A 12,612-nucleotide genomic window follows, 5' to 3' on the forward strand; every position below is an offset into this window, starting at 1 on the left:
AAGAACGTTTCAAAAGAGATCGCATGCGAAGCCCAGCAGAGTTTCGAACGGGAAAACCGGGCTTTTATCCGGACCAGTCGGTCTATGCCGAATTCGCCTGCGCCGAATTCGGGCTCCATTTTCGCGATCACGACAGCGGATCCGGACTGCTGTTCAGCGTCGCCTCACGCGACAGGCTGTTGCATTTCGGCGCTGGCCGATGCTCCTGGTATCCGCAGAACAGCGCGACCGCTTCGACGCTGGCGTCCGACAAGCATTTTGCAAGCAGCATCCTGCGCGAGGCCGGCGTGCCCTCGCTTGCCGGTGAATACTTCTTCCTGCACGACCGCCACCGCGCACATCGCCCCGCCGGACACGAGCGCAGCGATGCCTTCGACTGTTTCAGGCGATTGGGCGGAGCAGCCTTCGTCAAGCCGCTCACGGGGTCGCGCGGCGATTTCGCGCAAGCCGTTCATAGCGAAGCCGCGCTGGTTCGGCATCTCGACGACGTCGTGAAGTATTACGACGCGGTGCTGATCCAGCCGATCGTGGAAGGGACAGAGTATCGCGTATTCCTGCTCGACGACGACGTGCTCTATTGCGCGCGAAAATACCCGCCGTCCGTCGCGGGCGACGGCGTGCACACCGTTCGTGAACTGCTCGCCGTTCATAACGACGCCCTGCGAGCGCGGGGCTTGTCGCCTGCTTCGCTGCCGGACCGCGATCCATCCCTGGACGCCATACCTTCAACGGGCGAACGGCGGGAGATTCCCGGGCGCATGAATCTGAGTGCGGGAGGCACGATGGTACTGGCGGATGCGCCATCCGAAAAGGCCATCACCCAGGCGCGGCAGGCCGCGCGCGCGATCGGACTTCGCGTCGCGGCGATCGACATGTTCGTCGATATCGGCGGCAAGCCGGATGCAAACGAGATCATCGAGGTCAATTCCAACCCGTCGATCCGGCTGCTGGAAGATTCCAATCGCGGCGACCTGATTCTGAAGATCTGGCATCACAGCTTCGCCGCGATGGGGCTGCTGTAATGTTCGACCTGCCGAAATACGGCGACGGCATCTGCCTTGCGCGCATGGCGGCGTTGCTGGAAGCGCTCGGAATCGATCGCGCGCGACTGCAGCGCATCTCGGTGGTGGTGACCGGCTCGAACGGCAAGGGCAGCACGGCGGCGATGTGTGCCGGCATCGGCCGCGCCTATGGCCTGCGGACCGGCCTCTTCACCTCCCCACATCTTCTGCGCTTCAACGAACGGATTCAGCTCGATGGCGTCGAGATCGGCGACGACGCGCTCGCTCGGCTGAAACTACAGGTCGAAGCTGCCGTCGAAACCGTCTCGAAGCGGATGGGCGAGAAATTCGGCGCTTTCGAAGCGCTGTTTGGGCTGGCCTGCCTGCACTTCCAGGAGAGCGGATGCGACTTCGCCGTGTTCGAGGCCGGGATTGGCGGCCGCTACGATCCGGTCCGCCTCGTCGGCGCGCACGAGACTTGCGTCACCTCGGTCGATTACGAGCATGTCAAATTGCTCGGAAACACGCTGGAGCTGATCGCATCCGACAAGAGCGACGCCTGCGCTGCCGGCGGCACGATCGTTTATGGCGAGAACTGCCGGGGCCTGCGGCCGCATCTCGTGGAATACAATCGCGGGCGCGGCTGCACGCCGCTGTTCATCCGAGATGATATCCGTATCGACAACGAGGTGACGGCGGCGTCCGGCCAGCACTTCGATTTCCAGTTCGGATATCACGATTTTCGCCGCCTCGAAGTGAACCTGCCCGGTGCCTTCCAGTTCAACAATTCAGCCATTGCCGTCACGCTCTTTCTGGTGTGGCTGCAGCGCGAGCAGCCGCGCAGGGCTCCGGACCGGGTCGAGACTGCGATACGCGCCGGCTTGCGCGAGGCGCGCTGGCCCGGCCGCCTCGAGGTCATCCAGCAGGATCCGCTCACCGTAATCGACGTCGGTCACACCCCCGACGGCATCCGGCAATCACTGGCAAGCCTGCTGGCGATCCACGGCGCCAATGATTGGATTCTCGTCACCGGCGTCTCAGGCGACAAGAAGGCGGACGAAATCGTCGACGCGCTGGCGCCCTCCTTCGACACGATCATCTGCACAGCGGCCTATCACAAGGGAGCGGACGCACACGGCATCGCCGCCGCAGCCGCGCGCGCGAATCCCGCGGCGGATATTCGCGTGGCCGCGACGATCGAAAGCGCGGTCCACATCGCGCAGGAATTGGCCAAGGCGAAGCGGCGAAGAATCTATGTGGCTGGCGGTCTGTTTCTGGCGATCGAATATGCGACTGTCGCAAAGGGCGGGCGTGCAGAGGATTTGAAGTTCTTCTGACCTATTGCTGCGCGACGCACATTCAGGATCGTAGGACAGGCAAAGCGGAGCGTCCCCACCATCTGGCTGCTTGCTCGCTGACGGGTGGTGGGCACGTCGCTTTCGCTCCTCTGCCCACCCTACGGCACCGGACTGCTAATTGCTTCCGTGCTTGTCGTCGAGCACCTTGAAGGCTTCTTCGAGTTGCGGCGAGATCGCGACGCCGAGCTTCTCGCCGGTCGGCAGCCGCGCGACGAACCATTTGTTGTAGAGCGGAATCAGGTCGCGGCCCGAACCCAGTTTCTGGAACGTGCGCTCGACCACGGCCTTCAACTGCGGCTCCCCCTTGCGGAACATGATGCCGTAGGGATCGTAGGACAAATACTCGCCGGTGACCTTGAATTGGCCCTGTGCCTTGTGCCGCGCGATCAAGCCGTAAAGCAGAATGTCGTCGGTCGCAAACGCGTCGGCCTTGCCGTCCACCAGCATTTGATAGGACTGCTCGTGGTCGGGCGACGTCACGATGTTCAGGCCGAGCGAAAACTTCTTGTCGATCGCGTGCATCGCCTGCTCGTTGGTGGTGCCTTTCGTCACCACCACGGTTTTACCCTTGAGATCGGTCGGCGCCGAGATGGTGGACGCCTTCGGCACCATCAGCTTGGTGCCGGCCACGAACATCAGCGGCGAGAACGCCACCAGCCTGGCGCGTTCCGCATTGGCCGTGGTCGAGCCGCATTCGAGATCGATCTTGTTGTCCACCACCGCCGGAATACGGTCATCCGAGGTCACCTTGACGTATTCGACCTTGAGGTTGGCGTCGTCGACCTCGATGCCGATCTCCTCGACGATCGCCTCGCACAGTTCGAGGCTGTAGCCGATCGGCCGGTTGGAATGGTCCAGGAACGAGAACGGCGGCGAGCTCTCGCGATAACCGAGACGCACGACATGCGTTCGCTTGATGTTGGCCAGCGTCGGGCTAAGCCCTTCGCTCGCGGTTTGCGCCGGCGCCGACGTCGCCAGCAGGCAGGAGGCCAGCAGTAGGCCGCCTGCCCCGATCCACCTGTTCGGGAACGGATGCATGCATCTCTCCCCTCAATGTGCCGGCAGGGGGTCACCCGGAACGGCATCGGTGGGCACGACGTCATCGGGCCCAAGCTCATGCTCGGGCTTCAGCTCGCCTTCCCATTTCGCCACCACGGCGGTCGCCAGCGAGTTGCCGATCACGTTGGTGGCGCTGCGTCCCATGTCGAGGAAGGTATCGATGCCCATGATCATCAACAGGCCGGCCTCGGGAATGCCGAACTGGCTGAGCGTCGAGGCGATCACCACCAGCGAAGCGCGCGGCACGCCGGCGACGCCCTTCGAGGTGATCATCAGCGTTGCCAGCATCGCAAGCTGTGTGCCGAGCGGCATGTCGATCATGTAAGTCTGCGCGATGAAGACACTGGCGAAGGTGCAATACATCATCGTGCCGTCGAGGTTGAACGAGTAGCCAAGCGGCAGCACGAAGGCCGAAATCCGCGACGAGGCGCCGAAGCGGTTGAGGCCTTCCAGCGTCTTGGGATAGGCGGCCTCCGACGACGCGGTCGAGAACGCGATCATCAGCGGCTCACGAATCAATCGCAGCAAATGGCTGTATCGCGGCCCGATCACGATGAAACCGACCACGATCAGGATGCCCCACAGGATCATGAGCGAGAGATAGAAGCCGCCCATGAACACGATCAGCTTCCACAGCACGCCGAGGCCGTTCTTCGACACGGTGGCCATGATCGCCGCCCACACCGCGATCGGTGCGAACAGCATCACATACCCAGTCACCTTGAGCATGATGTGGGCGAGATCGTCGATCAGCCCCATGATCGCCTTGGCGCGCTCCGGCAGTGCGCCTAGCGCGACCGCGAAGAACACCGCGAATACCACGATCTGCAGGATTTCGTTCTGCGCCATCGCGTCTGCGATCGAGGTCGGGATCAGATGGGTCAGGAACTTTTCGATCGAGAACGCCGAGACCGGCAGGCCGGTGGACTGCGCCTTGTCCGGCAGCGTGCCGGGAAAGTTGGCGCCGGGCTGCAGCAGATTGACCATCACCAGGCCAAGCAACAGCGAGACAAAGGAAGCGCTGACGAACCAGCCCATCGTCTTGGCGAACACGCGGCCGAGCTTGGAGCCGGAGCCCATATGCGCGATGCCGCCGACGAGCGTGGCGAACACCAGCGGCGCGATGATCATCTTGATCAGGCGCAGGAACAGCATGGCGATCAGGTTTACGTCGGCCGCGATTTCCACCCGGCTGTCGGGCATATAATTGAAAACGATGGTACCCATCACGATGCCAAGCGCCATCGCGATCAGGATGTACTGCGTAAACCTGCTGGACATTCTCGCATCCCCCGTATTTCCGGCAACCGCAAGTTTGGCAGATTTAAATGGGGACGCAACAAGCTTGCGGCGTTTTGCACGCTTGCCAGAATGTTCCGGTTGTGAAATGCGCGCGCGGCCATTAGCGTCCCCGCAGCGCACAATCTGTGCAGTTGATCGCTTCATGCACAGTCAACTGCACCAAGAACGATCAAGCCAAAGGGAGATACGCCATGAACGACACCGTCAATCGCCAGATCCTGCTGGTGGAAAAGCCGACCGGCAAGCTCGGGCCTGAACACTTCAAGATGGTCAACGGGAAGGTGCCTGAGCCGAAGGACGGCGAGGTGCTGGTGAAGGCACGCTATATCTCGCTCGATGCCGCCAACCGGGCGTGGATGCACGGCGCGACCTATCGCGCCGCCGTCGAGGCCAATACCGTGATGGCCGGTGGCGGTATTGCGGAGGTCGTCGCCTCGAAAGCCTCGGGCCTCGCGCCGGGCGACATCGTATTCGGCGACACCGGCTGGCAGGATTATGCTGCGGTGCCAGCCAAGCACCTCACCAAGATGCCGCGGATGGAACCGATGACGCATCTGCTCAGCGTCTACGGCATCGCCGGCCTCACCGCCTATTTCGGCCTGCTGCAGGTCGGCAAGCCGATGGCCGGGGAGACCGTCGTGGTGTCCGCCGCGGCCGGTTCGGTCGGGTCGATCGTCGGACAGATCGCGAAGATCAAGGGCTGCAACGTGATCGGCATCGCCGGCGGCAAGGACAAGTGCCACTGGCTGACTTCCGAACTCGGCTTCGACGCCGCGGTCGATTACAAGGACGGCGCCACCTTCAAGGCACTGCGGGCGGCGGCGCCGAAGGGCATCGACGTCTATTTCGACAATGTCGGCGGCGACATTCTCGAAGCCTGCCTTGCGCTGATGAACAACCGCGGCCGCATCGCCTGCTGCGGCGCGATCTCGCAATATGACGGCGTGCCGTCCGCCCATGGCCCGCGCGGCGTGCCCGGCCTGATCGTGGTGAAGCGCCTCGTCATGCAGGGCTTCATCGTGATGGATTACATGGACCAGAGCGCTGCGGCGCTGGCCGACCTGCAGTCCTGGGTCGCCTCGGGCAAATTGAAGGTGCAGGAGGACGTGATCGACGGGATCGAGAACACGCCGAAAGCGCTGATCGGCCTGCTCGCCGGCGAAAACCGCGGCAAGCGGATGGTGAGGGTGTAGGCTGCAATCCGTAGTCCGTAGGGTGGGCAAAGCGAAGCGTGCCCACCATTGAGGAAAACGATGTGGATGGATGGTGGGCACGGCGCAAGCGCGCCTTTGCCCACCCTACGGTCTAGCGCGTCGCAACAGGCGCCGCCTGCGTCCCGGCCTTCTTCACCTTCCGCTCCTTGAGCCAGTTCTCGAACCGCTGCACCACGACAAAGAACGTCGGCACGAACAGCACGGCGAGGCAGGTCGAGGCGAGCATGCCCGAGAACACCGTGATGCCGATCGACTTCCGTGCATTGGCGCCCGCGCCGGTGGCGAGCACCAGCGGCACGACGCCGAGGATGAAGGCGAACGACGTCATCAGGATCGGCCGGAACCGGGCGCGCGCCGCCTCAACCGCGGATTCCAGCAGCGGCTTGCGCTCGCGCACGTGCAATTCCAGCGCCACCTCGACGATCAGGATGGCGTTCTTGGCCGACAGCGCGATCAGGAGGATAATGCCGATCTGGGTGTAGAGATTGTTCTCGATCCGCAATCCCGTCAGCACCGCCATCGGCCCGAGCAGCGACAGCGGCACCGCGAGAATGACCGAGATCGGCGCGAGCCAGCTTTCATATTGCCCGGCCAGCACGAGATAGACGAGCAGCAAGGCCAGGCCGAACGCCCAGTAGATCTGACCGCCGACGACCTTCTCCTGGTACGACATCGCCGTCCATTCAAAACCCGTGCCCGGCGGCAAGGTCTTCGCGGCAATCTCTTCCATCAGCTGCATCGACTGGCCGGAACTGTAGCCGGCGGCCGGCAGGCCGATGACGGTCGCGGCAGGATACAGATTGTACAGGCTGATCAGCGACGGGCCGATCGCCGGCGTGATCTTGGCCACCGTGCCGAGCGGAATCATGTCGCCATTGCTGTTGCGCACCATCATGTTCTGGATATCACGCGGCGTCAGGCGGAATTGCGCGTCCGCCTGCGCATAGACCTGGAAGGTGCGGCCGAACTTGTTGAACTGGTTGACGAAGGTCGAACCCATGTAGGACGACAGCGTCGAGAAGATCTGATCGGTCGTGACATGCAGCGTCTGGGTCTTGATTCGGTCCACCTCGATGTCGAACTGCGGCACCATCGAGCGGAACGGCGAACTCACCCGCTGCAGCGCGCTTTGTGTCGACGCATTGGCGACGATCGCGCTGGTGATCGCCTGCAACTTGCTGAAGTCGGAATTACCGTCGCGGAGCTGGACCTGCATCGCAAAGCCCGCGGCATTACCGATACCCTGGATCGGCGGTGGCGGGACCACCAGGATCCGCGCCTCCTCGATCACGGAAAGCTTCTCGTTCAATCCGACGAACAGCGATCGCAAATCCTCGCCCTTGCCGCGCGCACTCCACTCTTTCAGGATCAGATAGGCGACGCCCGCATTGGCGAGGCTGGAAGAATTGTCGAGCGCGGAGATGCCGGCAATGGTGATGACCTGATCGACGCCCGGGGCCTTGCCGGTTATCTCGCTGACCTGGGTCAGCACACGCTGGGTTCGCTCAAGCGCCGCACCGTCGGGCAATTGGACGGCGACCAAGAGATAGCCCTGATCCTCGATCGGAATGAAGCCGGTCGGCACCCGCGACAGGCCGTAGCCGGCGATGCCGATCAGGATCAGCGCGCAGATGACGGAGACATTGCTGTGCGCGACCAGACGGCTGATCAGCCGGCTATACCAGGCCTCGACGCGATTATAGACGGCATTGAAGCCGCGATAGAAAAAGTTGCGCTGCTCCGGCGGCACCGGTCGACGCAGCCACAGCGCGCACTGCGTCGGCTTCAACGTCGCCGCGTTGACGGCGCTGAGCAGTGCGGTAGCGGCAATCACCAGCGCGAACTGGGCGTACATTTGCCCGGTCAATCCCGGCAGAAACGCCGAGGGCAGGAACACCGAGACCAGCACCAGCGTGATGCCGACGATCGGCGCGAACAGCGCGTCCATCGCGCTGATCGCGGCATCGTGGCCTGACATGCCCTTCTCGATATTGTGGGCGGCGCCTTCGACCACCACGATGGCGTCATCGACCACGATGCCGATCGCGAGCACGATCGCAAACAGGGTCGAGATATTGACGGTGAAGCCGAGCGCCGCCATCGCCGCAAAGGCGCCGATGATCGTCACCGGCACCGTGGTCGCGGGCACCAGCATCGCGCGCCAGTCCTGCAGGAAGATCAGGATCACGACGAGAACGAGCAGACCCGCCTCGATCAGCGTCTTGTAGACCTCATTGATCGATTCCGAGACGAATTTCGTCGTGTCGAACGGCGTGTCGAAGGTCACGTCCTGCGGGAACGACTTCGCCAGCTCCTGCATCTTCTTCTCGACGGCCTGCTGGACCTCGAGCGCGTTGGCGCCGGGCGACTGGAACACGCCGATGCCGGTGGCCGGCTTGTTGTTGAGCGAGAACACCTGGCTGTAGGTCTGGGCGCCAAGCTCGACCCAGCCGACATCGCGCACGCGCGTGACGTCGCCGCTGGCGCCGGTCTTGACGATCACGTTCGCGAACTCGCTGGTGTCAGTCAGCCGTCCACTGACGTTCAGCGTATACTGGAACGCCTGCCCTGCGGGCGTCGGCGGCGCGCCGACCTGGCCTGCGGTGACCTGCTGGCTCTGCTGCTGGATCGCGTTAATAACATCCTGCGGCATCAGGTTGCGTGCGTACAGCTTGTTCGGATCGAGCCAGACCCGCATCGAATATTGGCCAGCGCCGAACACGGTGACGTTGCCGACGCCGGGCAGACGCGACAGCTCATCGCGGATGTTGATGGTGGCGTAGTTGCTCAGGAACAGGCTGTCATAGGTCGCTTTCGGCGAGGTCAGCGTCACGAACAGCAGAATCGCCGTCGATCGTTTCTGCACCGTGACGCCCTGACTCTGCACCGATTGCGGCAGTTGCGAAAGCGCGCTCGACACCCGGTTTTGCACCAGCACCTGCGCGAAGTTCAGGTCGGTACCGATCTTGAACGTGACCGTCAACGTATAGGTGCCGTCGGCGCCGCTGTAGGACTGCATATAGAGCATGTCCTCGACGCCGTTGACCTGCTGCTCGATCGGCAGCGCCACCGTATCGATCACGGTTTTCGCGCTGGCGCCGGGATAACGCGTGGTGACCTGCACCGTCGGTGGTACGACGTTGGGATACTGCGCGACGGCAAGGCGAAACAGGCAGACGCCGCCGATCAGGATCATCAGGATCGCGATGACGTTGGAAAGAACGGGCCGCTCGATGAAATATTTCGAAATCATGGCCCGGCTCCTACTTGGCCACAGCCGACTGCGCTTCGATCTTCCTTAGTTGCGGATCGACCTTCTGGCCGGGAATCGCGCGCAACAGCCCGGCGGTGATGACCCGGTCGTCGGCCTTCAGGCCTTCCTCGATGACGCGTAATTCGCCTTCCAGCGGCCCGACCCGCACCTTGCGCTGTTCGACGATATTTTCGCCGTTCACGACCAGCAGATAGCGTCCGGCCTGGTCACTCCCGAGAGCCACATCCGGAACGAACAGCCCGTTCTGCTCCTGATCGATCGGGACGCGGACGCGGACAAAGAATCCCGGCAGCAACGCGCGGTCGGCATTGGGCAGCACGCCACGCACCGGCAGCGTGCCCGTCGACTGGTTGAGCGTCACGGCGGCATAGTCGAGCCTGCCCTTGTGCGGAAAGCCGGTCTCGGTCTGCAGCCCGACCTCGATGGGCAATTGCCTGAGGTCGTCCACCGTCATCCCGCGCCGGCGGGCCTCCGTACGGATCCGCAGCACCTCCTGTTCGTTGACGTTGAAATTCACCCAGATCGGGTCGAGCGCCACGATGGTGGCAAGCTGCGTCGGCGATGACGCACCGACGAGTTCGCCAATGGAGACAAGATGCGCGCTGACGACGCCGTCGAACGGCGCGGTCACATTGGTGTAACCGTAATTGACCGCCGCGATCTTGGTATTGACCTGGGCCTGCAGCAGGTTTGCTTGCGCATTGTCACGGGTCGACGTCGAAGTATCCAGCGTGGCCTGGGAAACGGCCTGCCGCTGGACCAATTCCTGTTGGCGCTTGAAGTCCGCCTCGGCCTGTCGCACCGACGCCTGTGCGCCGCTCTCCGCGGCCTCGCGCCTGTTCGAGCTTCAGTTTGTAAGTATCAGGTTCGATCGTGAACAGCGACGTACCCTCCTTCACGAAGGCGCCGTCTTTATAATTGATCGATTGCAGAAAGCCCTGCACGCGCGCAACCAGATCGACATTCTTGATCGCTGCCGTATTGCCGGTCGCCTCCAGATAGCGCGTGAAAGACCGCTGCACCGGCACCGCCACATCGACTTTCGCCGGCGGAGGCTGAACAAAAGTATTTTGTTCGCAGGCACTTAAGATGCCCATGGCGGCAACGGCGAACGCCGCGCGCCGGATCGAAGCGCCTCCCTGTCCGATTGTGCGGTGCAGACAAGGGTGTGCTGGCGAACGCATGGACTTCATTTTTCCTGCCTCAATCGGTTTGTTCAGAAAATTTTCTATTCAGAAAAATACGTGCGGCGCTACCCCATGAAAATAGCAACAATCCGCTTGCAGTGAAACCCGAAAGCGAAAATGATGCGGGCCGTTAGAATTTTTTGCTGCGAAATTTTATAGCGATCGAAGCGGCGGCTTCCTGCAACGGAAAAAGGATTTATTCAAATGATCAACACGTTGAAACGTGCGACGAAGCTTGCGCCGTGGCTTTCGGTCGCCGCGATTCTTGCAACCGCAGCACCCGCGTTGGCGCAAGCGCCGAGCCAGGCGCAACGCGACGCCATCAAATCCCAGTGCCGCTCCGACTATATGGCGCATTGCTCCAGCGTGCCGCCGGGCGGCGAGGCCTCGCTGCAATGTCTGCAGAAGAACATGTCGAGCCTGTCATCGAGCTGCCAGAGTGCCGTGCGCGCGGTAGAAGCGCCGGCAGCCGCGACTGCCAAGCCGGCCGACACCGCCGCACCGAAAGCCGCTGCTCCCGCGGCTGCAACGGCAGCGCCGTCTAAATCCGCCGAGCCAAAGGCCGCCGCCGCTGCGCCTGCGGGACAGCCGACCAGCGCCCAGATTTCCGCGATCCGCAGCGCGTGCCGCTCCGATTATCCAAAGGTCTGCGCGGGCGTGCCGACCGGCGGCGCTCCGGCGCTGCAATGCCTGGAAAAAAACAAGGCAAAACTCTCGGCCGGTTGCGAGAAAGCCGTCTCCGCCGCCAGCGGCGGCGGCGCGACCGCGGCTGCACCGGCGGCAGGCGCGGCTCCGGCCGCAGCGGGAGCGGCGGCAGCCGCTGCTCCGGCGGCACCGACCGTGATCGTGCTGCGGCCAATGCGGCCGCGTGAAGAACTGCTCGTGCTACGATCGGCCTGCGGCGCCGACGTCCGCTCGATTTGCGGCGGCGTGCAGCCTGGCGGCGGCCGGATCGTGCAGTGCCTGGCAACCAATGCCGCCCAGCTCTCGCCGGCCTGCAAGGACGTGCTGTCTCAGTTCGCGGCGCGATAATCGCAACGCCTGCGGCGGTCCTTCATTGATCCGGGGACCGCCGGTCACTCGCCGCGGAAGGCGAGGATGAGCTGAATGAGCCGTACCGATAGCGCGACATAAACGATCGTCATCAGGATTTGGTACGCAATATGCCAATTGAGCCTGGCGAGCTTGTAGAGGCCGTCGAGGAAATTCAGCAGCAGGAGAATGACGCCGAACAACATGACGCCGCGGCCGATGAGGCCATGGCGCAGATAACCAAACAGTTCGATCCATTGTTCAGTGCTCGAGACATGCGCGCCGGCCGAAACGATCAACGTCCCGATGATCATCTTCTCGACGTGAGAAAATATTTCCTTGGAGACCGGCTCGACATGTTCGGAATAGAACGACAGCCATCTGGCCCTGACCTGCGACATAAGATTTTCCTTGGACTTTCCCTGGGTTTTTCCTGCGACAATAAATAGGAGCTTCACTACAGCGGGTCCGCGATCAAGAAGCAAGAAGGCCGGCCGTTTCGATCCGCCGATACCCGCCTCAACGATCCGCCGCCTCAACGAAGGGAGAAAACGATGCTACGCACCATCCTGGCCGCCACCACCGTCCTCTGCGTGTCGCAGGCCGCTTTCGCGCAGGAGCTGACCGCCGAACAGCGCAGCGCCTGCATGGGCGACTACGAGAAATATTGCAAAGGCGTTGCCCCGGGCGGTGGGCGCATCATCGCCTGTCTCGCCAAGGAGACCGACAAGATCACGCCGGCCTGCAAGAAGGTCCTGGCGGCCGCCGAGAAAAAATGAGGGGACGGCCGGCGTGCATACCGGCCGGCAACCGAAACGAGATCGGCGTGCGCGCACGCCGCGACAGGCATTCGCAGAACCTTCGCGAAGAAACTTTCAAGAAAAAGACTTTCAAGACCTGAACATCAACCAGTACCAGTCCGGGAGACCAACATGCGTCCCTTCCTGCTGATCGCAGCCGCCGCGCTGTCCTTTTCCGCCACCATGACGCTCGAAACAACCGAAGCCAACGCGGTCGTTTGCGCCCGTGGCGTCGTTCGGGCCGGCTGCGCAGGCGCCCGCGGCGCGGTCGTCGTCCGCAAACCTGTCGCGGTGGTGTGCAGGACCGTGGTGGTGAACGGCGTGAGGGTTCGCCGCTGCACCTGAGGGCCAGGCGAAGCTGCCGCAGAGCGGACAACCGTTCGCG

Annotated in this window: 10 protein-coding genes and 1 pseudogene; 6 read left to right on the forward strand and 5 right to left on the reverse strand. The window is 62.8% G+C overall.

What is annotated here, in order from left to right; genetic code table 11:
- Positions 1-23 precede the first annotated feature (23 nt).
- Together ACVWVY_RS03815 and ACVWVY_RS03820 are read left to right on the forward strand one after the other, a co-directional pair.
- The gene (locus ACVWVY_RS03815; protein ID WP_456625124.1) at positions 24-1,022 is read left to right on the forward strand and encodes a hypothetical protein; all 999 of its coding nucleotides are present in this window, start codon (positions 24-26) and stop codon (positions 1,020-1,022) included.
- Positions 1,022-2,338, forward strand: coding sequence for a bifunctional folylpolyglutamate synthase/dihydrofolate synthase (locus tag ACVWVY_RS03820; protein WP_456625125.1), 1,317 nt, complete (start codon positions 1,022-1,024; stop codon positions 2,336-2,338). The genes ACVWVY_RS03815 and ACVWVY_RS03820 overlap by 1 nt, the downstream gene beginning before the upstream one ends.
- A 135-nt stretch (positions 2,339-2,473) precedes the next feature.
- Here ACVWVY_RS03820 and ACVWVY_RS03825 read toward each other — a convergent pair whose 3' ends face one another.
- Both ACVWVY_RS03825 and ACVWVY_RS03830 read right to left on the reverse strand, forming a co-directional pair.
- Positions 2,474-3,397 (reverse strand): amino acid ABC transporter substrate-binding protein, encoded by a 924-nt coding sequence (locus ACVWVY_RS03825; protein WP_456625126.1) that lies wholly within the window; start codon positions 3,395-3,397, stop codon positions 2,474-2,476.
- 12 nt (positions 3,398-3,409) lie between these two features.
- Positions 3,410-4,699, reverse strand: coding sequence for a dicarboxylate/amino acid:cation symporter (locus tag ACVWVY_RS03830; protein ID WP_456625127.1), 1,290 nt, complete (start codon positions 4,697-4,699; stop codon positions 3,410-3,412).
- 212 nt (positions 4,700-4,911) lie between these two features.
- Between ACVWVY_RS03830 and ACVWVY_RS03835 the strand changes: the two genes are divergently transcribed.
- Positions 4,912-5,913 carry an NADP-dependent oxidoreductase gene (locus tag ACVWVY_RS03835; RefSeq protein ID WP_456625128.1) on the forward strand — a complete coding sequence of 334 codons (1,002 nt, stop codon included), beginning with the start codon at positions 4,912-4,914 and terminating at the stop codon, positions 5,911-5,913.
- A gap of 112 nt (positions 5,914-6,025) precedes the next feature.
- Here the strand turns inward: ACVWVY_RS03835 and ACVWVY_RS03840 are convergent, their stop codons facing one another.
- Both ACVWVY_RS03840 and ACVWVY_RS03845 read right to left on the reverse strand, forming a co-directional pair.
- On the reverse strand, positions 6,026-9,187 hold the full coding sequence (locus tag ACVWVY_RS03840) for an efflux RND transporter permease subunit (RefSeq protein WP_456625129.1): 3,162 nt from the start codon (positions 9,185-9,187) through the stop codon (positions 6,026-6,028).
- Between the two features lie 10 nt (positions 9,188-9,197).
- Positions 9,198-10,305: pseudogene (locus ACVWVY_RS03845) on the reverse strand (efflux RND transporter periplasmic adaptor subunit).
- A gap of 294 nt (positions 10,306-10,599) precedes the next feature.
- Between ACVWVY_RS03845 and ACVWVY_RS03850 the strand changes: the two are divergent.
- Entirely contained in the window at positions 10,600-11,427 is an 828-nt protein-coding gene (locus ACVWVY_RS03850; protein ID WP_456625130.1) for a hypothetical protein, read from the forward strand.
- 44 nt (positions 11,428-11,471) lie between these two features.
- Here the strand turns inward: ACVWVY_RS03850 and ACVWVY_RS03855 are convergent, their stop codons facing one another.
- A complete protein-coding gene (locus tag ACVWVY_RS03855) occupies positions 11,472-11,828 on the reverse strand; it encodes a hypothetical protein (RefSeq protein WP_456625131.1) in 357 nt (118 codons plus the stop codon).
- A gap of 153 nt (positions 11,829-11,981) precedes the next feature.
- On the opposite strand from ACVWVY_RS03855, the gene ACVWVY_RS03860 reads away from it, so the two are divergent.
- Both ACVWVY_RS03860 and ACVWVY_RS03865 read left to right on the forward strand, forming a co-directional pair.
- Positions 11,982-12,206 carry a hypothetical protein gene (locus ACVWVY_RS03860; RefSeq protein WP_456625132.1) on the forward strand — a complete coding sequence of 75 codons (225 nt, stop codon included), beginning with the start codon at positions 11,982-11,984 and terminating at the stop codon, positions 12,204-12,206.
- A gap of 153 nt (positions 12,207-12,359) precedes the next feature.
- On the forward strand, positions 12,360-12,572 hold the full coding sequence (locus ACVWVY_RS03865; protein ID WP_456625133.1) for a hypothetical protein: 213 nt from the start codon (positions 12,360-12,362) through the stop codon (positions 12,570-12,572).
- The last annotated feature ends 40 nt before the right edge of the window (positions 12,573-12,612 follow it).

This window comes from Bradyrhizobium sp. URHC0002, assembly GCF_054059515.1.